The sequence below is a fragment of the Inhella gelatinilytica genome (assembly GCF_016093295.1).
Taxonomy (GTDB): Bacteria; Pseudomonadota; Gammaproteobacteria; order Burkholderiales; family Burkholderiaceae_C; genus Inhella; species Inhella gelatinilytica.
In genome coordinates, this window is record NZ_JAEDAL010000004.1 from 161,280 (window position 1) to 186,025 (window position 24,746).

The following is a 24,746-nucleotide window of genomic DNA, read 5'->3' on the forward strand; positions in this document are numbered from 1 at the left end:
GGCCGTCGTCGGATTTCGGACGCAGCCCGGCCTGGCCACCCTTGCTCCTGCCCTAACGCAGGCGACCTCGATGCCGTCAATGGCCCAAGACTCAGATGCCACGACAAGGGGCCCAATCGGCGCCACACGCCCCGCAGCGCGTGGAAAAGGCCGACAAAACCGAACCAGTCATTAAGGCCGGTCGGGGCGGATTTCTCGAGCTTTGAGTCGCGGGAGCGCCCCGCGAAGATGCATCCCAAGACGACGCGCTGAAGTCCTCCGGGGCCAAGCGACGAGCACCGGCCTCGCCGGACCGTTTGCGTCAGTCGGTCGGGGCCGCATCCCCGACTGCGCGCACGCTTCGCAGCCCCACGCCTTCGGGTGTTCATGGGCGAAGCCTGTGCGCCGCTGGCTCGGCCCCGGGGCCGCATCCCCGGGGCCGGCTGGCGTTTTTTAGGTCGTGCGCTCAAGCAGAGCCTTCAGGGCCTGCTCCCGAACACCCCAGAACGCCATCAACTCGGTCGCCTGCTCTTGCGCCAGGGCTTGTGCCGTCGCATTGGCTTGTGGGCGTCGAACGGCCTGAATCATTTTGTTCTTGGCCGTGTGCTCCAGACTGACAAACTCGATCACCTGGGTATCAAAACCCTGCGCCTCCAGCAAAAGGGCGCGCAGCCCATCGGTCAGCATTTCTGCCTCCTGCCCGAGGTGTACCCCGTGCTTGAACAACGGCTTCAGGACCCCCGGGGGCTGCAACTGCCCTCGGAGTTGCTTGTGGCAGCACGGCGCAGTCAAGATGATGCGAGCCTGGGCGCGCAAGCCGTGATGCAAGGCGTGGTCCGTGGCCGTGTCACAGGCATGCAGGGCAATCATCACGTCCAGCGGCTCCACCTTGGCGTGGCCCACGTCCCCTTGGTGAAAGTGCAGTCCGGTCAGGCCCAAGCGCCGCGCAATGGCCTCGGTTTCCTCCACCAAATCTGACCGCAGCTCCACGCCACGAACATCCGGTACCCAGCCTTGCTTCAGCAAGTGCTCGTGCACGGCAAACGTCAGATAGGCCTTCCCGCACCCGAAATCCGCCACCCGCACCCGAGCCCCCGGGGGAATACCGGAGGTACGAAGCGCTGCATCGAACAGCTCCACAAAGTGATTGATTTGCCGCCACTTGCGCGCCATGGCCGGCACCAGCTGTGCCACGCTGTCACGCCCCGCCTGTGCCACCCCCAGGGCGTGCCACGCCGGTTGCTGCAGATCCAGCCAGCGCGGCTTGGCGCGGTTGTGAGCCTGCGCTTGGGTGTCCGGTCCAGCGGGAGCGGCGACAGCCCGCAGCGGATGCTGACTCAAGCGACCACGGCCTTTGCGGTTGAAATCCAGCTGCCAATGGGCTTGTGGCATCAACAGCGTGGCGGACCGCATCTGTGAACCCACACACTGAGCCAAAAGCGAGGGCACCTCACCGGGGAGCAGGTTCTGAGTCAGATCCCGGGTGCGGTGACGCCAAACCACCTGAATTCTTTCGCCCCCCTGAAGGCGCACGGGCCGCAAGCGGATGCGCTCCAGATCCCCCGCTGCAGCCGACGGATGACTCAGCTGCAGTTGAAAACCGGCGCCAGAGACCAGGGCCTCCGCACACAAAACCAAAAAGCGCGCCTGCGCCGGGTCTGATTCACTCATGGGGGGCATTGTCGACCGCGTAGCATCGCGATGCTTCGGCCTTCGCTCTTCCCCATGACCGTCACCCTGGCTGATATCGAACGCGTGGTCCGCGAGTGGCACAACCGCCACCCGCTGGCACGGCGCGTCCGCGGGGAAGCCATCCACAGCGTGGGCTGGGTGGGCTTGCCCTATATGCGTGCCAGCCAAGCAGCGGAACCGAGCCTTGATGCACCGGCGGCACCGCCCGCCCCCCCCCGACCGAAGTCGCTGGGGTGGCATCGCTGGCGGCGCGGGAATGGCGGCGCCGGGCCTTGGCGCGTTTTTTCAGAGACCTTCATCGACGGTATCGCACCCAGAGCGGTGGACGCTTTCGCCGGCCACTGCGCCTGGGTGCACGTGCTGGAGGGGACGGAAGACTGGCCGCTGCGCCGCATCCAGGTTGACGAACGTCTCGCGGAAGCCTGTCACGGCGCTTGGCCAACAGAGCGCTGGTTACTCACGGCCGCCATCGAATACCGCGGCGACAAGATTCGGGTGCTGATTGGTGAATCACAGGGCAAGCTAAAGGTCTTGGGGCGCCACCGCCATTGGGATCGGCTGAAGTTGACCGGAACCGGCCTGCTCATTGCTGGCGCGGGGGCCCTGGGCATGGCGGCCATCTTGGATCGCCCCAGCCCTTCCAACGAGCCGGTTCGATCGCCTCAGGCCCCCGCCAGCGCCCCATCGGCACGGTCTTCAGGATCTCCGACCCCGCTCGCGCCGGCCTCGGCACCAGCCACGGCCGCTTCCGCCTCGGCGGCGCCCTCCGCGCCTTCGGTTCAGAGTGCCGCGCCGGCCAGCGACCCGCCTGAGCCGGGTCCGATCCCGTCAGCACCGGTCTTTCCCCCCGCCGCCGCCAGCGCAGCGCCCGGGACTGCCAACACCCCCAGCAGTGGCGGGCCGCCCCATCCGGTGGGGACGTCATCGCCCGGATCCAAGGCCTCGGTGCCGCTGCGCGCCGACGGCGAACCGGACATCCGGCCTCGACTTGGGCCGGTCCATCGGGTGCGACCGCCCAAACCGGCCGCATCCGAATTGGTCGGCCCGCCTCCGGCAGAAAAAGCGAGTCGCCGATCGCCGAAATCAGCGATTCAGTCTGAGGCGGGCGAACGTGAATCCGCCCCGCCCGCGCTGACCGGGCGCGACCGCCCCCGGTCCGGAGCCGACAAGCCCGAGCACATTCGCGCCGCACCGACCGCGGCCGGCCCCCAAGTGGCCTTGGTCAGTCCGGCCTTTGCCAAAAAGGCCGAGGCTGAAGAGCGCCTGTCGCAGATGCAGGCCCACCTGCAGGCCACCGTGCGCGAGGGTGACTTGCAAGGAGAAGTCTTTGAAACGCCGCAAGGGTGGCGCGCTGCTGTTTGGCCCTTTGCGACCCGTGCAGAAGCCCAGATCGTCAATGCCACCATGGTGGCACGGGGCTGGAAGACCCGCGCCGTCGATTTCTGATCAGGAGCGGTAGTCCGCATTGATGCGGACGTACTCTTCGCTGAAATCACAGGTCCAAACCGTCGTGCTGGCCACCCCGCGGTTCAGGTTCACCCGCACCAGGACGTCAGATCCCGCCATGACCTCGGCTGCTTCAGCCTCGACGTATTCAGGGTGGCGTCCACCCGCCGTCACCACATGCACCTCGCCCAGGTGCATTTCGATACGGTTCTGGTCCAAATCAGCAATGCCCGCATACCCCACCGCGGCCAGGATGCGCCCCAGGTTGGGGTCGCTGGCGAAGAAGGCGGTTTTAACCAGGGGCGAGTGCGCAATCGCGTAGGCGGCCAGACGGCACTCAGCCTCGTCGCGCCCCCCATCGACCTGAACACGGATGAATTTGGTGGCCCCCTCGCCGTCACGCACGATGGCCTGGGCCAACTGCACAGCCAGCTCGTTCAGTGCCGCCCGCAGGGCTTGCGCCGCGGCACTGTCCAGTGCCGTGATCGGTGTGTGGCCGGCGCGCTGGGTGGCGATTACCACAAAGCTGTCATTCGTTGAAGTGTCGCCATCCACGGTGATGCGGTTGAACGACGCATCGGCAGCCTCCCGCGCCAGGGCATTCATCAGCGCCGGGGCCACGCAGGCGTCAGTGGCGATAAACCCCAGCATGGTGGCCATATTGGGGCGGATCATGCCCGCCCCCTTCGCGATGCCCGTCAGGGTGACGGTGCGGCCCTCAATCTGCAGCTGCCGGGAAGCCGCCTTGGGCAAGGTATCCGTGGTCATGATGGCCTGGGCCGCCTCGAACCACTGCGTCGGCGCGGCGGCCGACACGGCAGCATCCAGCCCGGCTTCAATGCGCTCCACCGGCAGGGTTTCCATGATCACACCGGTGGAAAACGGCAACACCTGCTGGGGCGCCACGTTCAGCTTGGCCGCCAAGGCCGTGCAGCTGCGACGCGCGCGCGCCAGGCCATCGGCGCCGGTGCCTGCATTGGCGTTGCCTGTGTTGATTAAGAGCGCCCGAATAGAGGAGTCCTGCAGGTGCTCGCGGCACACCTGCACCGGCGCGGCACAGTAGCGGTTTTGGGTGAACACGCCGCCCACCGCCGCGCCTTCATCCAACAGCCACACCGACAAATCCCGCCGCCCCGGCTTGCGGATGCCCGCCATCGTGGTACCAATTCGCACCCCCGCCACGGGCAGCAGGTCTTGGGGGTTGGGGGCTTGCAAATCAACGGGCATGGCGGACTCCAAAGGGACAGCCGGCCATTCTAGAAACGACAAAGCCGCCCGCAGGCGGCCTCGTCCAACCCAGTCAAACCCCGCTTAGGCCAGCTTGCCGTGGCAGGCCTTGAACTTCTTGCCGCTGCCACAGGGGCAGGGATCATTGCGGCCGACACCGACGAATTGCTGAGCGTTCGGCTCCGACTCCTGCGACACCGAGCCGTCTTCGTTCGGGTGCGTGTAAGTGACGTTGCGCGGCGTCTCCGCCTGCGCCGCCGCAATTTCTGCGGCCGCCTGGGCCTCTTCCTCGGTCTGGATGCGAACGTTCATCAGCACGCGGGTCACTTCCATCTTCACCGCATCCAAGAGCTGCGAGAACAACTCAAATGCTTCGCGCTTGTACTCCTGCTTGGGGTTTTTCTGCGCATAGCCGCGCAAATGAATGCCCTGACGCAAGTAGTCCAATGCCGCCAAGTGCTCGCGCCAGCGGTGGTCGATGCTTTGCAGCAGCACCATGCGGATGAAGGGCGTGAAGTGCTCGGCGCCAATCATTTGCACCTTGCCCTCGAAGCGCTCATGGGCCGCCGCGATGACCTTGGCCAAGATATCCTCGTCCGTGATGGAGTCCGACGCCTGTGTCAGCCCGAGCAGATCCAGGTCCAACTGCCATTCGTCTTTGAGCACACGCTGCAAGCCCGGCAAATCCCATTGCTCTTCCAGGCTCTCAACCGGGACATGGGCGCGCACCACATCGGTCACGGCCCCTTCGCGCAGGTGACGAATCTGCGGCAGCAAGTCTTGCGCCTCCAGAATGTCGTTGCGCTGCTGGTAGATCACCTTGCGCTGATCATTCGCCACATCGTCGTACTCCAGCAACTGCTTGCGGATGTCGAAGTTGCGCGCCTCCACTTTGCGCTGGGCACCTTCCAGCGACCGGGTCACGATGCCCGCTTCGATCGCCTCGCCATCGGGCATCTTCAGGCGCTCCATGATGGCTTTGACGCGTTCGCCGGCAAAGATGCGCATCAGCGAATCATCGAGCGAGAGATAAAAGCGCGAACTGCCCGGGTCACCTTGCCGTCCGGAGCGACCCCGCAGCTGGTTGTCAATGCGTCGGCTTTCGTGACGTTCCGTGGCAATCACACGCAGGCCGCCAGCAGCCTTCACTTGGTCATGCAAGCCCTGCCACTCATCGTGTAGCTTTTGGATGCGCGTCGCTTTGTCGCCCTGCGGAATGCTTACATCGGCTTCCAGCAACTGAACCTGTTTTTCCACATTGCCGCCGAGCACGATGTCGGTGCCGCGGCCCGCCATGTTGGTGGCGATGGTGATCATGCCCGGGCGCCCTGCTTGGGCAATGATTTCCGCTTCACGCTGATGCTGCTTGGCATTCAGAACGTTGTGCGGAAGCTTGGCCTTCTCAAGCAACTTGGCCACGATTTCCGAATTTTCGATCGAGGTCGTGCCCACGAGAACCGGCTGGCCACGCTCGTGCGAATTGCGGATGTCATTCAGCACGGCCTGATACTTTTCTGGCGTGCTCTTGTAGACCAGGTCCAGCTCGTCTTTGCGAATCGTGGGGCGGTTGGGCGGAATCACCACCGTCTCTAGGCCGTAAATCTCCTGGAATTCGTAGGCTTCGGTGTCCGCGGTGCCCGTCATCCCCGCCAGCTTCCCGTACATACGGAAGTAGTTCTGGAAGGTAATGGAGGCAAGCGTCTGATTTTCGGCCTGGATGGCCACACCCTCTTTGGCTTCGACAGCTTGGTGCAGGCCCTCACTCCAGCGGCGCCCCGTCATGAGGCGGCCGGTGAATTCGTCGACGATCACCACCTCACCGTCTTGCACCACGTAGTGGGTATCGCGCTGAAATACGTGATGAGCGCGCAGGGCGGCGTAGAGGTGATGGACCAGGGAAATGAAGCTCGGGTCATACAGACTGGCCCCCGAGGGCAGCAATCCGGCCTCATTGAGCAGCGTCTCCGCCGTTTCGTGGCCCGCTTCCGTCAAGAAGATTTGGTGCGACTTTTCATCGACCGTGAAGTCACCCGGTTCGATCACCCCTTCGCCGGTGCGAGGGTCCGCCTCGCCGATCTGCTTCTTCAGCTTGGGCGCGATGGCATTGATGCGCAGGTAAACCTCGGTGTGGTCGTCCGCCTGACCCGAAATGATCAAGGGCGTGCGAGCCTCATCGATGAGGATCGAATCCACTTCGTCCACGATCGCATAGGCCAGACCCCGTTGGACGCGCTCGTCCGTACCTTGCACCATGTTGTCGCGCAGGTAATCGAAACCGTACTCGTTATTGGTGCCATAAGTGATGTCGGCGTTATAAGCCGCTTGCTTGATATCGCGCGACACGTGGCTTTGGTTCACCCCCACCGTCAAACCCAGGAAGGTGTACAGCTTGCCCATCCAATCCGCATCACGGCGCGCCAGGTAGTCGTTCACCGTCACCACGTGAACACCCTTGCCCGTCAGTGCATTCAGGTACACCGGCAGCGTGGCCATCAGGGTTTTGCCCTCGCCCGTGCGCATCTCCGCAATCTTGCCGCTGTGCAGCACCATGCCGCCAATCAACTGGACGTCAAAGTGACGCATCTTGAGCGCCCGCTTGCTGCCCTCACGGACCACGGCAAACGCCTCGGGCAGGAGGTTGTCCAGGCTCTCTCCGCCGGCCACGCGCACCTTGAATTCAGCCGTCTTGGCACGCAATCCGTCGTCGCTGAGCGCCTCCATCTGGGGCTCCAGCGCGTTGATAGTGGCCACCGCGCGGCGGTACTGGCGCAGCAATCGCTCATTGCGACTGCCAAAGATGGCGGTAAGAAGCTTGGGCAACATGGGAGCAATCAATCGTTGGAAGCGCCCAACCCGGGCGAGAACCCGAGCAGGTGGGGGCGCGACGCCGCAACACAAGGGCTGCGCGCGGCAAAGCGGCGAATGTTATCAGCGCCCTACACTGTGCCCATGCGTCCCAGCCGCCCCACCCCGCCCGCGGTACCCGCCCCGCTCAGCGTCCAGCAAGCCTTGCGCGCGAGCGATCCGCTTCGAGAGCTCGGGCGACGGATGGCGGCCTCTCGAGACTGCTTGGAGTGCGTCAAGGTGGCCATTCCCCCCTCGCTACGCGGCGTGGTGCAGGCCGGCCCGGTGGACGAGTCCGGGTGGACCTTGTTGGTCCAGAACGCAGCGGCTGCCGCGAAGCTGCGGCAATTGAAACCCCACCTGGATTTGCTCTTGGCCGAACGCATGGGCGCTGGCATCGCACTCCGAATCAAAGTGCTGACCCAATCCTGAGGGATGGTGCCGGCTGTCAGAATCGAACTGACGACCTTCCGCTTACAAGGCGGGTGCTCTACCAACTGAGCTAAGCCGGCGTCCAGGTCGCGCCTCACAGCACGACCCGCATCAATCACTTCACCCTTTTGAGCGCCGGCCGCGGGCCGGTGGGTGAAGGTTCGGGGGGCGGATTATCACCAGAACTTGTGGGCACCGGCGCCAACCGCAAAGCAGGGGACGGTTCGGGCTCGGCGCCCTCCGCGTCCTGCTGCGGCAGGTCACTGGCCAGATCTTCGGTTTCGATGGGGGCAAAGGCCATGCCCTGGCCATTCTCGCGGGCGTAGATGGCCAACACCGCGCTCATGGGGGCCATGACCTCACGAACCACGCCACCAAACCGCGCCTTGAAGGTCACGGCTTCGTCATCCAGCCGCAAACCTTGTGTCGCGTCATAGCTCACATTGAGCGTAATGACGCCATCCTGGACAAACTCCATCGGCACCTGCACACCGCGCACCACTTGAACCTGCAAGTACGGCGTAAAACCATGGTCCGTGCACCACGCGTGCAACGCACGAACCAGGTAGGGCCGCGTTGACGGCAGGATGGGGTCGTCGAGAGTGCTCAACGGCGCATTACCTTTTCCGACGGCGTCAGCGCTTCGATGTACGCCGGGCGAGAGAAGATGCGCTCGGCGTACTTCAACAGCGGCGCCGCGTTTTTGCTCATGTCAATGCCGTAGTAATCCAGACGCCACAGCAAAGGCGCAATGGCCACATCCAGCATCGAGAAGTCATCCCCGAGCATGAACTTGTTCTTCAGGAAGATCGGCGCGAGCTGAGTCAGACGGTCGCGAATCTGGCTGCGCGCCTTTTCGAGCAGCTTGTCCGTGGGCTTCGGGCCCCCGCTGCGGTTTTCAAGGATGTTCACGTAGGCAAACAGCTCCTTCTCGAAATTCAGAAGGAACAGTCGCACGCGCGCGCGCGCCAGCGGGTCCCCGGGCATCAGTTGCGGGTGCGGGAACCGCTCGTCGATGTACTCGTTGATGATGTTGCTCTCGTACAGGATCAGGTCGCGCTCCACCAAGATGGGCACGTCGTTGTACGGATTCATCAAAGCGATGTCTTCCGGCTTGGCAAACAAATCCACATCGCGGATCTCAAAGTCCATGCCTTTTTCGAACAGAACGAAGCGGCAGCGGTGCGAATAGGGGCAGGTCGTGCCCGAGTAGAGAACCATCATGAGAGTGGACTCCCGTAGTCAGTCAAAAAACAAAAGCGCAGTGCAGGCAATGGGGCCAGCACTGCGCAGGTGAAGCAGCCGTGGGGCTTACTTCACATCCTTCCAATAGGCGGCATTCAAGCGCCAGGCGAAGACAGAAAACACCAGCAGGAACAGCATCACGCCCACGCCCAGGTTGAAGCGCTGCTTGGCTTGCGGTTCCGCCATCCAGGTCAGGTAAGCAACCAGATCACCCACGGCGTTGTCATATTCCTGAGCGGAGAGCTTGCCCGCCTTGACCACTTCCCACTTGCCACTGAACACATGCTCGGGCTTTCCGTGCGACATGCGCTCTTCAAACATCGGCTTGCGCTCGCCTTGCAGCTCCCACAAAACATGGGGCATGCCGATCGAGGGGAATACCAAATTATCCCAGCCCGTGGCCTTGGTCTCGTCGCGGTAGTAGCTGCGCCACAGCGTGTAGAGGTAATCGGCCCCGGTGCCCTTGCTGCCATCGGCGCGCGACCGGGCCACCAGCGTCAGGTCCGGCGGCGTGGCGCCAAACCACGCCTTGGCCTCCTTCGCGTCAATCGCTGCCTTCATCTGCTCCCCCACCTTGTCGGTGGTGAACATCAGGTTGTCCTTGATCTGCTCTTTCGAGAGGCCGATTTCCTGCAGGCGGTTGTAGCGGTGGAAGGCCGCGCTGTGGCAGTTCAAACAGTAGTTGGCGAAGATCTTGGCGCCGTTTTGCAGCGACGCCAAGTCACTCATCTTTTCCGTCGGAAACCGATCCCAGGCCACGCCACCACCCGACGCAAATGCACTCAGGCTCAAGGCGGTCAACAGGGAGGCGATGATTTTTTTCATGGTTGTTCGTCTCCGGTAGATCAATGGGCGTGAAAGGTCACGCGATCGGGCGGGGTTTTGAACTCACCCTTGACGCTCCACCAGGGCATCAGCAAGAAGAAACCCAAGTAGAACAGGGTGCCGACTTGCGACACCAAGGTGCCGATCGTGCTGGGCGGTTGCACGCCCAGGTACCCGAGGATGCCGAACACCACCACGAAAACACCGTACAGGTAGTTGTTCCAGCTCGGGCGGTAGCGAATGGATTTGACCGGCGACTTGTCCAGCCAGGGCAGGAACGCCAGGATCACCACCGTGCCCCCCATGACCACCACACCCCAGAATTTGGCATCAAAACCATGGGCCCACTGAGGCAGTTCCACGCCCATCCAGCCCAACACCACGCCATGGACGTCGAACAGGAACAGGAGCGCTGCCATCAGCCCCCAATAGCCCACACGCACAGCCGCCGGCAAGGCCGAACGACGAACCGACACCACACCAACGACAACGAAGAACAGCCACATAAACGGCATGAAGTCCGACGTCGTGGCACGCAGCATGGAATAGAACGGCGTGAAGTACCAAACCGGCGCGATATGGGCCGGGGTCTTCAGCGGGTCCGCCGGGATGAAGTTGTTGTACTCCAAGAAATATCCGCCCAATTCCGGAGCGAAGAACACGATCGCGCAGAACACCATCAGGAACAGCGAGACGCCGTAGATGTCATGCACCGTGTAGTAGGGGTGGAAGGGCACGCCATCCAGCGGGCGACCTTGCGCATCCTTGTGCTTCTTGATTTCCACACCGTCGGGGTTGTTGGAGCCCACGTCGTGCAGCGCCAACAAGTGGGCAACCACCAAGCCGAGCAACACCAACGGCACGGCGATCACATGGAAGCTGAAGAAGCGGTTCAGCGTGGCATCGCCCACGACAAAGTCGCCGCGAATCATGATCGACAGCTCTTCCCCCACAAACGGAATGGCAGAGAAGAGGTTGATGATCACCTGGGCGCCCCAATAGCTCATCTGCCCCCAGGGGAGCAAATAGCCCATGAAGGCTTCAGCCATCAGACACAGGAAGATGGCGCAGCCGAAAATCCACACCAATTCCCGCGGTTGGCGGTAGCTGCCGTAGATCAGGCCGCGGTACATGTGCAGGTACACCACGACGAAGAAGGCCGAGGCACCGGTGGAATGCATGTAGCGCACCAGCCAACCCCAGGGCACGTCGCGCATGATGTACTCGACCGAAGCAAACGCCAGGTTCGCATCGGGCTTGTAGTGCATCACCAGGAAGATGCCGGTGACGATCTGGATCACCAGCACCAAGAGGGCCAGCGAGCCGAAGATGTACCACCAGTTGAAGTTCTTCGGTGCGTAGTACTCGGACATGTGGACCTTGTAGGCGTCGAACGCGGTGGGGAACCGGTTCTCCAGCCAGGTCATGGTCTTCACGCCCATCGAGGCGCCCGCCGGCGCTTCCTTGAATTCAGCCATGGTCGGTCCTTATGCCTTTTTGTCTTCGCCGATCAACAGCTTGGTGTCGGACAGGTACATGTGCGGAGGCACCTCGAGGTTATCCGGCGCCGGCTTGTTCTTGAACACGCGGCCAGCCAAGTCAAACGTCGAGCCGTGGCAGGGGCACAGGAAACCCCCGGTCCAATCGTCCGGCAGCGACGGCTGCGCGCCGGTCTGGAACTTGTCCGAGGGCGAACAGCCCAGATGCGAGCAAATACCCACCGCCACGAAATATTCCGGCTTGATGGAACGGTGCTCGTTCTTGGCGTATTCCGGCGTCGGGTAGGCCGTGCGCTTGCTTTCAGGGTCGGCCACCTGGGGGGTCGTCTTCTTCAGCGCCTCAAGCTGCTCGGGCGTGCGGCGCACGATCCACACCGGCTTACCCCGCCATTCCACCGTGAGCTTCTCGCCCGGTTTCATGCCGCCAATGTCGACTTCGACCGCCGCACCAGCCGCCAACGCCCGCTCGGAGGGGCTAAAGGTCTTCACAAACGGGACGGCCACCGCCACCCCGCCCACTGCGCCCGCGCATCCCGTGGCCATCATCCACGTGCGCTTGCTGTTGTCCACTTCGCTCATGAGCATCCTCTGGCGGGTTTTTTGATTCTGTTGCCCGTTTCCACAGCACCTAGGCGCCACAGGTCCGGACTTCTTTTGAAACCAAGCGCTTTGCGAAAAGTCAAATGCGCTTGCAAAGCGGCGCGGATTCTAGCGGCAGGGTCAAGCCCCAGGAATCGGGCCCCGGGATTCCGCCAACCCCCTGCACCCATCCAAGGCATCGAGAATCGACGTTTTACCTGGAGACACCAGCATGGGATTTCTTTCGGAGTTCAGAGAATTTGCCGTCAAGGGCAATGTCATCGACTTGGCCGTGGGCGTGATCATCGGCGGTGCTTTCGGCAAGATTGTTGACTCCTTGGTCGGCGACGTGATCATGCCGCTCGTCGGCATGGTGGTGGGCGGCCTGAATTTCGACAACTACTTCATCCCGTTGGCAGGCCAAGCCGCAACCACTTTGGTGGAGGCCAAGAAAGCGGGGGCGGTCCTGGCCTACGGCAGCTTTCTGACCGTGATGCTGAACTTCATCATCTTGGCCTTCGTCATCTTCATGATGATCAAGCAGATCAATCGGCTCAAACGCGCCGAGCAAACGCCGGCCGCCCCGCAAGCGCCGGCTGCCCCGCCGGAAGACATTCAACTCCTGCGGGAGATTCGTGACAGTTTGAAACGTTAAGCACCGGCCTTCGGGCATGATGGGGCCCTTCGCCCCAGTGTTTCTTCCGGGCTCAGTTTGTTCCATGTCGGCTCTCAGCAACCCCCACTTGCAGGCGGCGCTTCAGCGCCTCTGCCAGGCCTTTGATCAGGCCCTGTCGCAAACCCAAGAAACCGCCGGTCAATTGGCCGGTTCCGCGCTGAAGTCGGCGCGTCGGGACGAACTCTTGCTCACGCAAGCACTGTTGCGCCAGCAGCAAAGCGTCTTGATCGATCAGTTTCAGCGCTCCTTGCTTTCCGAGTGGGAAAAGGACGGGCTGGGCAAGGCCGTCGGCGCAGTGCCAGCCCGGAGCAGCGGGTGGGGCGAACTGAGTTTGGTCGACGACGCCGCGGTGGACGCCCTGGTCGCCGCCGACCGCATAGGCAAGGCTTTGGGCCACAGTTGCGAGTGGGAGTTGCGGGCCGTCGAGTCGTTCGTCAGCGATCTGCTGGGCGACCCGGAAGCCGGCCCGGACCGCAATCCGGTGCGGCCCGGATTGGTCGCGCGCGCCCTGATCCATGCTGTGGACGACGTCACGGATCAACCCAATCTGCGTCAAACCCTGAGCGAGGAGTTGACCCGGACCCTGTCCGGGCAAATGAAGTCTTGCTACGCAGACCTTGCCGCTTGGTTCCGCCAAAAAGGCCTGCGCGCCCAAGATCTGCGGGCCATTACCACCGAAGGCGGCAGTCGGGGTGGCGCGGCAGGAGCAGCGCCCGAGCCCGCGCCCCCTTTCAGCAACAGCGGCCCGGACGGGCTGTCCAGCGCCCCCGGCGGTCACGGCGCCCCCGGCACGCAGCCTCCCGGCGGTTACCCAGCGCCCATTGGCGCTTTGGGCGGACTGGGGCATGTTGAACCCGTCGTGATGAACCTGTTGCGCCGCTTGCACGGCGCAGCGCCCGCCGTGAGCTTCAGCACGCTGGCCGATCCGACTGCGGGCTTGGCCATGCCGAGCAACCTGATTCAGCTGCACCGCGAAGAGCTGCGTCAGACCGCCACGGCGCCACTTGATCACATGGTGATCGACGTCGTGGCGACCCTGTTTGACGCCATCTTGGCGGACTCTCGCGTGCCCCCGCAAATGGCCCGCCTGCTCGGGCGCTTGCAACTCCCCGTGCTGCGAGCGGCACTGGGGGACACCAGCTTCTTTGCCAAGCGCAACCACCCGGTTCGACGATTCATCAACCGACTGGCGTCCTTGGCGTGCTCCTTCGAGGACTTCACGCAAGATCCCGGCCTCAGCTTCTTGAAGCGGGTTTCCGAGTTGGTCGAAGAAATCGCGGGTGGCGATTTCGAGCGACTCGAAACCTACGACAAACAGCTGGACCAGCTCGACCAATTTGTCACCGAGCAGGCAAAGCAAGCCCTGAGCGCTGCAGGACAAGAAGCGGCGCGCAAGCTGGAGGAAAAAGAACTCCAAGCTCGCCAACGGCTGCAGTACGAGAAACAGTTGGATCGGGCCCTGCAGGACTTGCCCCTGCCCGGCTTTCTGAAGCAGTTCCTCTGCAAAGACTGGGGGGCGGTCATCGTGACCGCCTCGGGGCAGGGTGAACCGCAGGCGCTCATGGCCCGGCGCCAGGGGCGCGATTTGGCGGTTTCCGTCCTCCCCAAGGGCGGATCGCCCGCCCGGAAGGACTTCCTCTCCCAGCTGCCGCTGTTGGTCCGCGGGGTGCAATTGGGGCTGGACTCCATTGGCTGCCCGGAGTCCACACGCAAGCAGTTGTTTGCGGATTTGATGCCCGTGCATGCCGAGGCCCTCAAGACGCCGGCACTGTCACCACTCGACCACAATTTGCTGGTCAAGCGGATCGAGGCGGCGTTCGGGCTGGCCGTGCCGGACGAACAAGAGGCGTTGCGGGCCACAACGTCGCTGGACATCAATCTCGAAGAGGCCTTCAACCCCGCCGAGGCAGCCCAGATGGGCTTGCTCACGGAGGCCCAGGTCCCGTGGGACGGTCAAGTCGACATTGACCTCAGCGCCGAGCCGGACACCCCGGTACAGACTGTGGACCTCGCCATCGCCGGTCTGCCTGAACCCGAATCACCAGAACCCACGCACGGCGCAGCGCTGTTTGATCACCTGCAGATCGGCTGCGCGTACCGCATTCACACGGGCAAAGACTGGCACAAGGTCAAACTCACGCACATCAGCGATCAGCGCAGTTTCTTCATCTTTACGGAAGGGGACCATCACCCCAAGACCCTGACGATGACGGCGCGCATGTTGCGCCGCCTTTGCGCCAACGAGCGCTTCCGGTCGGTGGAGAACGCCTTCTTGCTTGAGCGGGCGACCGCGCGCGCGCGCCAACAGCTGGCGGCCCTGATGCCGCAAGTCAGCCGGCACTGATCGTCAATCGCTGGCCCAGCTGCCAGGCCGCCAAAAAACTGGACGGATCCGCCGTACCTCGCCCCACCCGGTCAAAGGCGGTTCCGTGGTCGGGGCTGGTGCGTACAAAAGGCAAGCCCAGGGTCAGGTTCACGCCGGCATCGAGCCCCAGATATTTGATTGGGATGAGGCCATGGTCGTGTGTCATCGCCACCACCGCGTCAAACTCACCGCGCCGCGCCCGCATGAACACCGTGTCCGGCGCATAGGGCCCATGGACCTGGAGCCCTTCACTTTGGGCCTGCTGAACCGCTGGCCCTATGGTGGTCACTTCCTCATCACCAAACAACCCGCCCTCGCCTGCATGGGGATTGAGGCCCGCCACGGCAATTCTGGGTGCGGCGATTCCCAGCGGCCCCACCAGCATGGCGTGCACCTGCCGAACGGTTTCCAAAATCGTGGGGCCATCGATCAAATCAAGGGCCTTTCGCAACGAAACATGGACGGTGACCAAGGCCACGCGCAGCTCGTCGTTCACCAACATCATGCGAACGGCCGGAACGCCCGCCAGGTGTTGCAACATTTCCGTATGACCGGGAAAAGGCACACCCGCCGCATGGAGGGCCTCTTTGTGGACGGGCGCAGTGACTAAACCACGCGCCGCACCACTCTGAATCGCCCCGACAGCCGCCTCAATGCAGCGCGCTGCGGCCAGACCGCAATCGGCTCGAACGAGACCTTGCGATCCCTGCAGAAGCGTTGCCGGTAAGCCCGGAGGGGCCCACACGGCCATCGCCCCCGGCAGCCTGGGTTCACTGATCGTCTCGAGCACTTGAACGGGACGCTGCAGCCGGCACTGCGCCAGTGCCCTGCGCATCACTTGGGGATCTCCCACCACCACCGCCGCAGGCTCAGGCACCCGTGCCCAGGCCTGTGCGATGACTTCAGGGCCGATGCCGGCCGCGTCGCCCTGAGTCAGCAACAGGGGCCGGTCGGCCTTCACCGACGACTCCTCACGCGGGATTGGCTTCATCGTGAAAACGGCAATCCAAATCAAATTGCTCGGCCAAATGCTTGCCCAGGGCTTGGACACCCCCACGTTCAGTGGCGTGGTGGCCGGCCGCCAAAAAGGCCACACCGGTTTCCCGCGCCAAATGGAACTGAGGCTCACTCATCTCACCGGTCACGAACACGTCTGCGCCCGAAGCCACTGCCGATTCGAAGTACCCTTGGGCACCCCCGGTACACCACGCCACGCGACGAATGAGCCTGCCATCTCCGGGCAGCAAGTGCACGGGACGCCCCAACGTGGCCTGCACGTGGCCGGTCAACGTCTCTGCGTCTACAGGGGATTCGATCGACCCCAGAAATCCGAGGTTTTGTTCACCAAACCGCGCATCGGCCTGCCAACCCAATTTTTCGCCCAAGGTGGCGTTATTGCCCCACTGGGCGTGAGCATCCAGCGGCAGGTGGTAGGCCAGCAGATTGATGTCGTGGGCCAGCAGCAGGCGCAATCGTTCGCGCAACCAGCCTACGACGCGCCCGTCTTGACCGCGCCAGAACAGTCCGTGATGGACCAAGAGGGCATCGGCGCCCCAAGTCACCGCCGCCTCAATCACCTGACGACTGGCGGTAACACCCACCATCAGCTTGCGAACTTGGGGGCGGCCTTCGACCTGCAAGCCATTGGGCCCATAGTCCTTAAACTGCCCTACCGCCAGCGCGTCACCGAGGTAGCGCTCCAACTCCGCGCGTTCAACCATGAAGGGCCCATCCTTGTTGAAAAAGCTCTGGCTGATTTTCGCCCAGGCCTGCACCCTCGGTCTGGGGCTGGCTCTGGCCTTGCAGGCAGTCAACACCCTTCATCCCCGGCCAGCGACGGGCCAGAGCCCGCCGGAGCGCAGCTTGGTCCAAGCCGCAGCACAGGTGGCCCCGGCCGTCGTGGCCATTCGCACCGACGACGAGCCGGGCGGTGCGGCCAGCCCCACCGGCTCTGGCGTCATCGTGCACGCCGACGGTTGGATCGTGACCAATCACCACGTGGTTGCAGAGGCTTCGCAGGTGCGCGTTCAGCTTCCAGATGGACGAGAAGGCACCGCCCAGGTCACCGGCTCCGACCCCGAGACCGACCTTGCCGTGCTGCGCACCGATCTGCGCGCCCTCCCCGTCGCCCGCTGGGGTTCCTCCCAGCAACTGGTGGTGGGAGAGCCACTGCTGGCCATCGGCAATCCCTTTGGCGTCGGTCAAACGGTGACCGCAGGCATCGTGAGCGCCCTGCAGCGCAAAGCGCTGGGGATCAATGTGTTTGAGAATTTCATTCAAACCGATGCCGCCATCAACCCCGGCAATTCAGGGGGCGCCCTGGTCAACAGCCAAGGGCTCGTGGTGGGCATTCCCAGCGCCATTTACTCCCGCGACGGCGGGAGCATTGGCCTAGGCTTTGCCATCCCCGCTGAGTTAGCGCAACAGGTGGTGCAAGCCCTGCAAACCCAGGGCTACGTCCAGCGGGGATGGCTCGGGGTGCAAACCCGCGCGTTCACGCCCGATTTGGCCCGGGTACTCAAACTGCCGGCCCACGGCGGCGTGCTGGTGAGTGTCGTGATTCCCGACTCCCCGGCCGCTCAAATCCAACTTCACACCGGGGATGTGATCGAGTCAGTGGGGGGCACTTCCATTCGGAGCCCGGAGCACCTGCTGGATGTCGTCGCTGAGCTGCGACCCGGGCAGCGAGCGCCGATCACGCTCCGGCGCAACGGCCAAGCCCTCACCGTGGAAGTCGCAGTGGGCCAACGGCCCCGGCCTGGCACCACGCCGCCCCCCGTTCAAGACTGAGGGTCGTCTTCGCTCTGGGGCTCGCGCCGCACCATCACGGCCGCCCAAATGCCCACCTCATAGAGCACCACCATGGGAACAAAGAGCGAGATCTGCGAGATCACATCGGGCGGTGTCACGATGGCGGCCACGATGATGGCGCCAACCGCAAAGTAACCGCGCCATTCACGAAGTTTCTCGACCGACACCACACCGAGCGCCGCCAGGACCACCACGGCAACAGGCACCTCAAAGGCAATGCCAAACACCATGAAGAGGGTCAACACAGTGCCGAAATACTGTTCGATATCGGGCGCCACTTGGATCGATGCGGGGGCAAACGCAACGATGAACTTGCTCATCGCCGGCAGCACGAGGTAGTAGCAAAAAGCCACGCCGACAAAGAAGAGCAGCGTGCTGGAGACCACCAAGGGCAGGATGAAACGCTTCTCGTGCGAATAAAGACCAGGCGCGACGAACGCCCAGACTTGGTACAGCACAAAGGGCAGGGCCAGAAGAAAACCGCCCATCAGCGTAATCTTGAGGGGCACCATGAAGGGCGCAAACGTACCCGTGGCAATCAGCTTGGCCCCTCCGGGCAAGGCTTGACTCATGGGCAGCGCCAGCAGGTCATACAGCCCACCCGGCGACGGCCAAACACACAACACCCCAAACATCAGCATCACCGCCAGCAGCGCCCGCACGATGCGGTCCCGCAATTCGACCAGATGCTCGACAAAGGGCTGTTCGGTTCCGGCCAGTTCGTCTTCCGGCGGGGGAGAGCTTGCGTTCACGTTGGTTTGAGCGCCGAGCACCCGGCGCCTCCTTTACTTGGGGCGATGCCGCGCCACCCGCGCTGCGCCAGATTGCACATGCCGTCGAACCCCCGTGCGTTCCTTGAACCACATCGGGGTTCGCATGCGGCGCACCCGCCAATTCTTGCGAACCGATTGGGGATTGGGGGACCACTGGCCATCCAACGCAGGCGCCTTCCAGGCCTCTTCGAAGCTGGTCTGCACTTCGTTCAGGCCCTCTGAAACCTCGTTCAGCGAGCCGGAGACTTCAGAGGCGGCTTCTCGAAACTGGGCCTGGGCCTTCTTGAGCTCTTCGAGCTCAATCGACCGATTCACCTCCGCTTTGACGTCGGCCACGTAGCGGCGGGCCTTGCCCATCATGTGGCCCACGGTCCGGGCCACTTTGGGCAGCTTCTCGGGGCCGATGACGATCAAGGCCACCACGCCGACCAATGCCAGTTTGTCCAGACCCAGGTCGAGCATGCGGATTCAGTTCAGTTGAGCGTGTGCTCGATCAGGAGTGGGTTTTCTTTTCCGTGGCTTGCACGTCCACCGTGTTGGGATCTTGACCCACACGGGCTTGCGGGTCGGCCGGCGCAGCGCCATCGCGCATGCCATCCTTGAACCCCTTGACCGCAGAGCCCAGGTCAGAGCCCACGTTCTTGAGCTTCTTCGTGCCAAACACCAGCACGACCACCAGCAGCACGATCAGCCAGTGCCAAATGCTCAAACCGCCCATTCTTAACTCCAGAAGATGAGATTTCGATTCTAGGCTGCCCGGCGCATACGCCCGTGATGTAGATCAGCCTTTACGCCAGGGCCGGGGGCCGCCCATGACGTGCAGGTGCAGGTGCATGACCTCTTGACCCCCGTCTGCCCCGGTATTGATCTGGGCCCGGAAACCCCCGGTCACCCCCGCCTCGCGCATCAATTCAGGCGCCAGCACCATCATGCGGCCCAGAAGCCCTTGGTGCTCCGGGCGCGCCTCGGCCAAACTGGGCAAATGCACTTTGGGGACGATCAACAGGTGAACGGGTGCGCTGGGCTGAATGTCATGAAAGGCCAGCAACTCGTCATCTTCGTAAGCCTTGCGCGACGGGATTTGACCCGCCACGATCTTGCAAAAAATGCAATGAGGGTCATGCGACACGTTGAGTTCCTTTCAAATTTTTGGGTCTGCAGGTCGAGACGCAAATTCGGCCAACCCCGAAAGTCCCTCCCGACGCGCCAACTCGCCCAGTACCTGCTCGGGCCGAACGCCAACTTCGGCCAAGGCCATCAAGCTGTGAAACCACAGGTCGGCGGCCTCGTAGGTCACCTGCATGGCGTTTCGATCCTTGGCGGCCAGAACAAATTCAGTCGCCTCTTCGCCCACTTTTTTGAGCATGGCATCCAAGCCCTTGGCCTTGAGCTTGGCCACGTAGCTGGTGGCCGGGTCCCCCGACTGGCGACGCGCTTCGATGGTATCGGCCAACTGCGCCAGGACGTGGTCGTTCATTTGTATACCCTCTCCGGATCCACCAGCACAGGCTCCACGGTGGCCCAGCCGTCACCATCCAGTTGGCGGAAAAAACACGAATGGCGCCCGGTGTGGCAGGCCACACCCGGGCCGCTGGGCTGCCCCTCCTGACGCACCGTCAGCAGAATCACATCCCGATCGCAGTCCAGCCGAATGTCCTGCACCGTTTGCACATGGCCGGACTCTTCGCCTTTGTGCCACAGGCGCTGGCGACTGCGGCTCCAGTACACCGCCTGACCTCGTGCCCAGGTTTGGAGCAAGGCCTCGCGATTCATCCAGGCCACCATCAGCACGTCCTTGCTGCCCGCTTCTTGCGCGATGGCCGGGGCCAGCCCCCGCTCGTCCCAGGCCACGTCATCCAACCAGGAGGGCGGTGACGGTGGCGCCAGAGCATGCGTTTCACCGGCATGTTGCCACTCGTGGGCAAACCAACGGAGCACCGGCACGGTGCCCGGGAGCACTGGCCAAACGGTGGTCGGCAACGTCTGCCAAGCCATACGCTGCCCTTCCCGCATGTGCAACTCACCCGTCCAGTCGAAGCACTTCATGAAATGCAGCCGTACGCGGGCGTGGGGGTAGTCCATTTCCTCGACACGCCAGGGCTGGGCAGGCCCAATGGTGATGCCCAGCTCCTCATGCAACTCGCGACGCAGCGCGGTCTCGGCATCCTCGCCGGGCTCGAATTTGCCGCCCGGGAACTCCCAGTGCCCCGGGTACACCTTGCCCGGTGGCCGCGACGTCAGCAGAAAGGCCACTTCGCGCCCCTGGGCGTCGCGTTGCAAAAGCACCCCCACGGCCACATCGACGGCCAATCGGTCGGTTGCCGCGTTTTCAAGCATCGTTGCGCCCCGCCACATCGCGTGCGAACTGATGGGCCACGCGACCACTGCGAGAGCCGCGTTCCAAAGCCCAAACCCGAGCTTGAGCGCGCAGCGCCTCTGTGGGCTGAAGCCCATGCTCCATCAGCCAGAGCTCACACAAACGAAGGTATTCCTCTTGGCTAAACGGATAAAAACTGATCCACAGCCCGAATCGCTCTGACAGTGAAATCTTTTCTTCGACGGATTCGCCCGGGTGAATCTCGCCGTCCGGCCCGCGGCCTCGCGTCTCCAGGTTGTCTTTGAATTGCTCGGGCATCAAATGGCGCCGGTTGCTGGTGGCCACCAAGAGCAAGTTGTCACCGCCCGCTGCCACGGTGCCATCCAAAACGGACTTCAACGCCTTGTACCCGCTCTCGCCGGCCTCAAAACTCAGGTCATCGCAGAACAGCAGGAATTTTTCAGGACGGGTCGCCAGCACTTCGCTCAAGACTGGCAGTTCACCCAAATCCGCTTTGTCAATTTCGATCAATCGCAGGTCGGGCCACGCATTCAGCGCGGCTTTGACCAGCGAACTCTTGCCGCATCCGCGCGCCCCCGAAAGCAGCACGTGATTGGCAGGCCGCCCCTCGACAAAGGCCGCGAGGTTGCGTTGGAACCGCGCCTTCTGGGCGTCAATCTCCAGCAAGGTCTCAAACCGCTGCGCACTCAACTGCCGCACCGGGTGCAAGTGCACACTGAGGCCTTGGCGCCGCAACCGCCACGCCCGTGCCCCTTGCCAATCGGGCTGCACCACCCCTCCTTGATAACGTGCATCCAGCCGCTCCAGCAGGGCCACGCAGCGAGCCAACAAGTCCGTTGGAGAGGTCACATCCCCCCCGACATTGGAATCCATCGCATTCACCGCGGCGGTCGCTCAGTGGCTGCGGATCATGGTGCCGTAAGCCTGATCACTCAGCACCTCCAGCAGCAGCGCATGCGGCACGCGGCCGTCAATGATGTGGACGGCCCGAACACCGGCCCGCGCCGCATCCAGCGCCGACGCGATCTTGGGCAGCATGCCCCCGCTGAGGGTGCCATCGGCAAACATGGCGTCGATTTGGCGGGCAGACAAATCGGTGAGCAATTTGCCCTCCTTGTCGAGCACGCCCGGCGTATTGGTCAGCATGACCAGCTTTTCGGCCTTGAGCACCTCGGCCAGTTTGCCCGCCACCACATCCGCATTGATGTTGTAGCTCTCGTTTTCTTGGCCGAAGCCCAGTGGCGAGATGACGGGAATGAACGCATCGTCCTGAAGCGCCTTGACCACGCTGGGGTCGATGGACTCGATATCCCCCACCTGGCCAACATCGTGCTCGATAGACGGGTCCTTGCTGTCGACCATCTTGAGCTTCCTGGCACGGATCATGGCGCCATCCTTGCCCGTCAGACCCACGGCTTTGCCACCCGCCTTGTTGATCAACCCCACAATTTCCTGCTGCACCTCGCCCGCCAACACCCACTCCACGATGCCCATGGTTTCGGCGTCCGTCACGCGCATGCCTTGAATGAAGGTGCCCTGCTTTCCCAAGCGTTTCAGGGCGTTCTCAATTTGCGGCCCCCCACCATGCACCACCACCGGGTTTAGGCCCACCAACTTGAGCAGCACCACATCCTCGGCAAAATCCTGCTGCAGGGCCGGGTCGGTCATGGCATTGCCCCCGTATTTCACAACGATGGTCTTGCCATGAAAGCGCTGGATGTACGGCAGGGCTTGACTGAGGATCTCCGCCTTTTCACGCGGCGCAATGTGGGTGACGTCGGGGGCTTGCAAAGCAAAGGCTCCTACACAAAAACAGGGTTCGCCCCATTCTAGGGAGCCGGACCTGCGCTCAGCGCGAAAGCTCTTGCACGGCTCGCTGATAGGCCGCCGTCTTGCTCGCCTCGCGGAAGTGGCCCCACAAGGTCGGCAGCGCCGCCTCGTGAGCTTGTGCAAATTTCTTGGAAAACACCACGAAGTAAGCCCGCTGCTCCAACGGCACAGGCAAGCGCTCCAGTCCCTTGAGGTCGGGGCGCGTGGCGATCAGGGCGTCGGCCTCGCCCTGATGGGCAGCCGCCGCGGCAATTTCACCAGCGGCCACCATGCGCAGCGCCATCTCGGTCGTCCGAGCCCGTTCGTCCACGTCCGCCTTGAGTTGCCTCAGCTGAGCCGCTACGGCATGCCCAATCGTGACCCCCACTTTGGACCCCGCGGGCAGTTCGAGCCGGACACCGTCCCAACGCACAGGGGTGCGAGGCAAGCGATAGAGGCGATAGCGATCGGTACGCAACGCTAACTGAGCATCGACGCCCGTACCCGCCATGGGGTATCGCAAAAAACGCTCGCGCTCAGGTGTGTAGCTCAAACCGACCGTGGCATCAACATAGCCGGCCTCCAACTCCGCCAGACACCGCTTTCCGGGCCTGGTTTCGACGCGCACAGTCCAGCCGCTGCGTGCGGCCACGGCTCGAATCAAGTCGAAGTCCAGCCCGCGATCCCGCACGCGACCATCGGGGTCAGCAAGGCGCCATGGTGCATGTGAGACGTCGGTCATGCAAATGCGGACCTCGGGGGCAGCCCAAACCACCCCGGACATCACCACACCGCCAAGCCCAACCCACACCGCGCGCATCACCTAGATCGCCCTCGTTAAAAAGGATGAACTGACTCTACCCGAGACAATGGCCCCATGCACGCCGCCCGCTACCTGCACCTCTCCATCGCCGTGGCCCTGGCCACCATTGCCATGAAAGCGGGCGCCTGGTGGCTCACCGATTCCGTGGCCTTGCTCTCCGACGCGCTGGAATCCGTGGTGAATTTGGCCGGCGCCACGTTTGCGCTGTGGATGGTTACGCTGGCCGCGCAACCGCCGGATGAAGACCACCCGTTTGGTCACCACAAGGCTGAATACTTCAGCGGCGGCTTTGAAGGACTGCTGATCTTGGGCGCTGCGGGCGGGATTGCCTGGGCTGCGTTGAATCGCTTGTGGCACCCGCAGCCTTTGGCCGAATTGAGTCTGGGGTTGGGCCTGGCACTGGTCAGTTCGGCGCTCAATGGCGGCCTGGCCTACTTCATGCTCCGTGCGGCACGCCAGCACCATTCCATGGCCCTGGAAGCGGATGCGCGTCATTTGATGACCGACGTGTGGACCTCAGCGGGTGTCGTGGTGGGGTTGTTGGGGGTGCACTGGACGGGCTGGCTGTGGCTGGACGCGGCGGCGGCCTTGCTGATGGCCCTCAACATCGGGCGCGAAGGCTACGCCTTGGTTCGCGCGGCAGTCGATGGCTTGATGGACCGGGCGCTGGAACCCCAATGGATGGACGCCCTGACGCGCACGCTAAAAGCCTTTTCAAGTCCTGACGTCCGATTTGATCACCTGCACACCCGCAGAGCCGGCAGCCGCCGGTACGTGGATCTGCACATGCACATGCCCCCTGACTGGAGCCTGGAGCGGGCAGCTGCCGAGCGCCGCGCCGTTGAGCAAGCGCTGATGCAAGCGGTGCCGGGGTTGCGGGCCAGCATCCAACTGCTGCCAGCGAACGCCGAGGCTCACTTTTTTGAGACGGAAAGCCCCCCATGAAATCGGTGTTGCAGCGCGTGAAGACAGCCCAAGTCACCGTCGACGGGGCCGTGGTCGGAGCCATAGGGCCCGGCTTGTTGGCGCTGGTGTGCGCCGAGCCGCACGACACGCCCGAGACGGCGAACCGGTGGCTCAACAAGGTGTTGAAGCTGCGCATCTTTTCAGACGACGCGGGCAAGATGAACCGCAGCCTGACGGACACCCAAGGCGGCTTGCTGCTGGTGTCGCAGTTCACGCTGGCCGCTGACTGTTCCGGCGGGAATCGGCCCAGCTTTTCCAGTGCTGCCCCACCGGATCAGGCTCGAACGCTGTACTTGGACTTGATTGAGCAAGCGCGCAGCCGCCACCCTCAAGTGGCCGCTGGCGTCTTTGCGGCCGATATGCAGGTGCAGCTGATCAACGATGGGCCGGTCACCATCCCGTTGAATCTTTAGGACA

Annotated in this window: 26 protein-coding genes, 1 tRNA gene and 1 pseudogene; 7 read left to right on the forward strand and 21 right to left on the reverse strand. The window is 63.2% G+C overall.

The window, feature by feature from the left end; all coding sequences use genetic code 11:
• Nucleotides 1-432: 432 nt before the first annotated feature.
• A complete protein-coding gene (locus I7X43_RS10355) occupies nt 433-1,650 on the reverse strand; it encodes a class I SAM-dependent methyltransferase (protein ID WP_198100856.1) in 1,218 nt (405 codons plus the stop codon).
• Between the two features lie 54 nt (nt 1,651-1,704).
• On the opposite strand from I7X43_RS10355, the gene I7X43_RS10360 reads away from it, so the two are divergent.
• Complete coding sequence (locus I7X43_RS10360) at nt 1,705-3,117, forward strand: hypothetical protein (RefSeq protein ID WP_198100857.1); 1,413 nt, start codon at nt 1,705-1,707, stop codon at nt 3,115-3,117.
• Here the strand turns inward: I7X43_RS10360 and argJ are convergent, their stop codons facing one another.
• Nucleotides 3,118-4,344, reverse strand: coding sequence for a bifunctional glutamate N-acetyltransferase/amino-acid acetyltransferase ArgJ (argJ, locus tag I7X43_RS10365; protein ID WP_198100858.1), 1,227 nt, complete (start codon nt 4,342-4,344; stop codon nt 3,118-3,120).
• Between the two features lie 84 nt (nt 4,345-4,428).
• A complete protein-coding gene (secA, locus tag I7X43_RS10370) occupies nt 4,429-7,167 on the reverse strand; it encodes a preprotein translocase subunit SecA (protein ID WP_198100859.1) in 2,739 nt (912 codons plus the stop codon).
• A 126-nt stretch (nt 7,168-7,293) separates the two neighbouring features.
• On the opposite strand from secA, the gene I7X43_RS10375 reads away from it, so the two are divergent.
• A complete protein-coding gene (locus tag I7X43_RS10375) occupies nt 7,294-7,620 on the forward strand; it encodes a hypothetical protein (RefSeq protein ID WP_198100860.1) in 327 nt (108 codons plus the stop codon).
• 4 nt (nt 7,621-7,624) lie between these two features.
• Here the strand turns inward: I7X43_RS10375 and I7X43_RS10380 are convergent.
• The 6 genes from I7X43_RS10380 to petA form a co-directional block, all read right to left on the reverse strand.
• Nucleotides 7,625-7,700 (reverse strand) — tRNA-Thr (locus tag I7X43_RS10380).
• 35 nt (nt 7,701-7,735) lie between these two features.
• Nucleotides 7,736-8,230, reverse strand: coding sequence for a ClpXP protease specificity-enhancing factor (locus tag I7X43_RS10385; protein WP_246480333.1), 495 nt, complete (start codon nt 8,228-8,230; stop codon nt 7,736-7,738).
• Entirely contained in the window at nt 8,227-8,844 is a 618-nt protein-coding gene (locus I7X43_RS10390; protein ID WP_198100861.1) for a glutathione S-transferase N-terminal domain-containing protein, read from the reverse strand. The genes I7X43_RS10385 and I7X43_RS10390 overlap by 4 nt, the downstream gene beginning before the upstream one ends.
• An 87-nt stretch (nt 8,845-8,931) precedes the next feature.
• The gene (locus tag I7X43_RS10395) at nt 8,932-9,690 is read right to left on the reverse strand and encodes a cytochrome c1 (RefSeq protein WP_198100862.1); all 759 of its coding nucleotides are present in this window, start codon (nt 9,688-9,690) and stop codon (nt 8,932-8,934) included.
• 20 nt (nt 9,691-9,710) lie between these two features.
• Nucleotides 9,711-11,168, reverse strand: a complete 1,458-nt coding sequence (locus tag I7X43_RS10400; RefSeq protein WP_198100863.1) for a cytochrome b — start codon at nt 11,166-11,168, stop codon at nt 9,711-9,713.
• Between the two features lie 9 nt (nt 11,169-11,177).
• Entirely contained in the window at nt 11,178-11,768 is a 591-nt protein-coding gene (petA, locus tag I7X43_RS10405) for a ubiquinol-cytochrome c reductase iron-sulfur subunit (RefSeq protein WP_375140393.1), read from the reverse strand.
• 232 nt (nt 11,769-12,000) lie between these two features.
• Here petA and mscL point away from each other — a divergent pair, with 232 nt between their 5' ends.
• Nucleotides 12,001-12,423, forward strand: a complete 423-nt coding sequence (mscL, locus tag I7X43_RS10410) for a large conductance mechanosensitive channel protein MscL (RefSeq protein WP_198100865.1) — start codon at nt 12,001-12,003, stop codon at nt 12,421-12,423.
• Between the two features lie 64 nt (nt 12,424-12,487).
• Nucleotides 12,488-14,788, forward strand: coding sequence for a DUF1631 family protein (locus tag I7X43_RS10415; RefSeq protein ID WP_198100866.1), 2,301 nt, complete (start codon nt 12,488-12,490; stop codon nt 14,786-14,788).
• On the opposite strand, the gene pdxA is transcribed toward I7X43_RS10415, so the two are convergent.
• Together pdxA and I7X43_RS10425 are read right to left on the reverse strand one after the other, a co-directional pair.
• Complete coding sequence (gene pdxA, locus I7X43_RS10420; protein WP_198100867.1) at nt 14,775-15,800, reverse strand: 4-hydroxythreonine-4-phosphate dehydrogenase PdxA; 1,026 nt, start codon at nt 15,798-15,800, stop codon at nt 14,775-14,777. The two genes, I7X43_RS10415 and pdxA, sit on opposite strands and share 14 nt — an antisense overlap.
• Nucleotides 15,781-16,530 carry a Nif3-like dinuclear metal center hexameric protein gene (locus I7X43_RS10425; RefSeq protein ID WP_198100868.1) on the reverse strand — a complete coding sequence of 250 codons (750 nt, stop codon included), beginning with the start codon at nt 16,528-16,530 and terminating at the stop codon, nt 15,781-15,783. Before I7X43_RS10425 ends, pdxA begins: the two co-directional genes overlap by 20 nt.
• Here I7X43_RS10425 and I7X43_RS10430 point away from each other — a divergent pair.
• Nucleotides 16,529-17,599, forward strand: coding sequence for a S1C family serine protease (locus I7X43_RS10430; RefSeq protein ID WP_246480334.1), 1,071 nt, complete (start codon nt 16,529-16,531; stop codon nt 17,597-17,599). The two genes, I7X43_RS10425 and I7X43_RS10430, sit on opposite strands and share 2 nt — an antisense overlap.
• Here I7X43_RS10430 and tatC read toward each other — a convergent pair.
• From tatC to I7X43_RS10475, 10 genes and pseudogenes are all read right to left on the reverse strand, one after another.
• Nucleotides 17,590-18,372: a twin-arginine translocase subunit TatC gene (gene tatC, locus I7X43_RS10435; protein ID WP_198100869.1), complete on the reverse strand. Its 783-nt coding sequence runs from the start codon at nt 18,370-18,372 to the stop codon at nt 17,590-17,592. The genes I7X43_RS10430 and tatC overlap by 10 nt on opposite strands.
• Before the next feature lie 33 nt (nt 18,373-18,405).
• Entirely contained in the window at nt 18,406-18,855 is a 450-nt protein-coding gene (gene tatB / locus I7X43_RS10440; protein ID WP_198100870.1) for a Sec-independent protein translocase protein TatB, read from the reverse strand.
• A 31-nt stretch (nt 18,856-18,886) separates the two neighbouring features.
• Entirely contained in the window at nt 18,887-19,111 is a 225-nt protein-coding gene (tatA, locus tag I7X43_RS10445) for a Sec-independent protein translocase subunit TatA (protein ID WP_198100871.1), read from the reverse strand.
• Nucleotides 19,112-19,174: 63 nt separating this feature from the next.
• A complete protein-coding gene (locus I7X43_RS10450) occupies nt 19,175-19,522 on the reverse strand; it encodes a histidine triad nucleotide-binding protein (protein ID WP_198100872.1) in 348 nt (115 codons plus the stop codon).
• 12 nt (nt 19,523-19,534) lie between these two features.
• The gene (locus I7X43_RS10455) at nt 19,535-19,870 is read right to left on the reverse strand and encodes a phosphoribosyl-ATP diphosphatase (protein WP_198100873.1); all 336 of its coding nucleotides are present in this window, start codon (nt 19,868-19,870) and stop codon (nt 19,535-19,537) included.
• A complete protein-coding gene (hisI, locus tag I7X43_RS10460; RefSeq protein ID WP_246480352.1) occupies nt 19,867-20,280 on the reverse strand; it encodes a phosphoribosyl-AMP cyclohydrolase in 414 nt (137 codons plus the stop codon). Before hisI ends, I7X43_RS10455 begins: the two co-directional genes overlap by 4 nt.
• Nucleotides 20,281-20,748, reverse strand: a pseudogene (locus tag I7X43_RS16420) (NUDIX domain-containing protein); the annotation flags it as partial.
• Nucleotides 20,723-21,604, reverse strand: coding sequence for an ATP-binding protein (locus I7X43_RS10465; RefSeq protein WP_198100874.1), 882 nt, complete (start codon nt 21,602-21,604; stop codon nt 20,723-20,725). The gene I7X43_RS10465 and the pseudogene I7X43_RS16420, both read right to left, overlap by 26 nt.
• A 21-nt stretch (nt 21,605-21,625) precedes the next feature.
• Nucleotides 21,626-22,522 carry an acetylglutamate kinase gene (gene argB, locus I7X43_RS10470; protein ID WP_198100875.1) on the reverse strand — a complete coding sequence of 299 codons (897 nt, stop codon included), beginning with the start codon at nt 22,520-22,522 and terminating at the stop codon, nt 21,626-21,628.
• A 58-nt stretch (nt 22,523-22,580) separates the two neighbouring features.
• The gene (locus I7X43_RS10475) at nt 22,581-23,282 is read right to left on the reverse strand and encodes a substrate-binding periplasmic protein (RefSeq protein ID WP_198100876.1); all 702 of its coding nucleotides are present in this window, start codon (nt 23,280-23,282) and stop codon (nt 22,581-22,583) included.
• Nucleotides 23,283-23,417: 135 nt separating this feature from the next.
• On the opposite strand from I7X43_RS10475, the gene I7X43_RS10480 reads away from it, so the two are divergent.
• Together I7X43_RS10480 and dtd are read left to right on the forward strand one after the other, a co-directional pair.
• Nucleotides 23,418-24,308 carry a cation diffusion facilitator family transporter gene (locus I7X43_RS10480; RefSeq protein ID WP_198100877.1) on the forward strand — a complete coding sequence of 297 codons (891 nt, stop codon included), beginning with the start codon at nt 23,418-23,420 and terminating at the stop codon, nt 24,306-24,308.
• Nucleotides 24,305-24,742, forward strand: coding sequence for a D-aminoacyl-tRNA deacylase (gene dtd, locus I7X43_RS10485; RefSeq protein ID WP_198100878.1), 438 nt, complete (start codon nt 24,305-24,307; stop codon nt 24,740-24,742). Before I7X43_RS10480 ends, dtd begins: the two co-directional genes overlap by 4 nt.
• Nucleotides 24,743-24,746 lie beyond the last annotated feature (4 nt).

Coding starts and splice junctions, on each gene's coding strand:
- I7X43_RS10355 (WP_198100856.1), bottom strand. CDS start 1,650: ATGAGTGAATCAGACCCGGCGCAGGCGCGCTTTTTGGTTTTGTGTGCG.
- I7X43_RS10360 (WP_198100857.1), top strand. CDS start 1,705: ATGACCGTCACCCTGGCTGATATCGAACGCGTGGTCCGCGAGTGGCAC.
- argJ (WP_198100858.1), bottom strand. CDS start 4,344: ATGCCCGTTGATTTGCAAGCCCCCAACCCCCAAGACCTGCTGCCCGTG.
- secA (WP_198100859.1), bottom strand. CDS start 7,167: ATGTTGCCCAAGCTTCTTACCGCCATCTTTGGCAGTCGCAATGAGCGA.
- I7X43_RS10375 (WP_198100860.1), top strand. CDS start 7,294: ATGCGTCCCAGCCGCCCCACCCCGCCCGCGGTACCCGCCCCGCTCAGC.
- I7X43_RS10390 (WP_198100861.1), bottom strand. CDS start 8,844: ATGATGGTTCTCTACTCGGGCACGACCTGCCCCTATTCGCACCGCTGC.
- I7X43_RS10395 (WP_198100862.1), bottom strand. CDS start 9,690: ATGAAAAAAATCATCGCCTCCCTGTTGACCGCCTTGAGCCTGAGTGCA.
- I7X43_RS10400 (WP_198100863.1), bottom strand. CDS start 11,168: ATGGCTGAATTCAAGGAAGCGCCGGCGGGCGCCTCGATGGGCGTGAAG.
- petA (WP_375140393.1), bottom strand. CDS start 11,768: ATGAGCGAAGTGGACAACAGCAAGCGCACGTGGATGATGGCCACGGGA.
- mscL (WP_198100865.1), top strand. CDS start 12,001: ATGGGATTTCTTTCGGAGTTCAGAGAATTTGCCGTCAAGGGCAATGTC.
- I7X43_RS10415 (WP_198100866.1), top strand. CDS start 12,488: ATGTCGGCTCTCAGCAACCCCCACTTGCAGGCGGCGCTTCAGCGCCTC.
- pdxA (WP_198100867.1), bottom strand. CDS start 15,800: ATGAAGCCAATCCCGCGTGAGGAGTCGTCGGTGAAGGCCGACCGGCCC.
- I7X43_RS10430 (WP_246480334.1), top strand. CDS start 16,529: ATGAAGGGCCCATCCTTGTTGAAAAAGCTCTGGCTGATTTTCGCCCAG.
- I7X43_RS10425 (WP_198100868.1), bottom strand. CDS start 16,530: ATGGTTGAACGCGCGGAGTTGGAGCGCTACCTCGGTGACGCGCTGGCG.
- tatB (WP_198100870.1), bottom strand. CDS start 18,855: ATGCTCGACCTGGGTCTGGACAAACTGGCATTGGTCGGCGTGGTGGCC.
- tatA (WP_198100871.1), bottom strand. CDS start 19,111: ATGGGCGGTTTGAGCATTTGGCACTGGCTGATCGTGCTGCTGGTGGTC.
- I7X43_RS10455 (WP_198100873.1), bottom strand. CDS start 19,870: ATGAACGACCACGTCCTGGCGCAGTTGGCCGATACCATCGAAGCGCGT.
- I7X43_RS10465 (WP_198100874.1), bottom strand. CDS start 21,604: ATGGATTCCAATGTCGGGGGGGATGTGACCTCTCCAACGGACTTGTTG.
- I7X43_RS10475 (WP_198100876.1), bottom strand. CDS start 23,282: ATGACCGACGTCTCACATGCACCATGGCGCCTTGCTGACCCCGATGGT.
- I7X43_RS10480 (WP_198100877.1), top strand. CDS start 23,418: ATGCACGCCGCCCGCTACCTGCACCTCTCCATCGCCGTGGCCCTGGCC.
- dtd (WP_198100878.1), top strand. CDS start 24,305: ATGAAATCGGTGTTGCAGCGCGTGAAGACAGCCCAAGTCACCGTCGAC.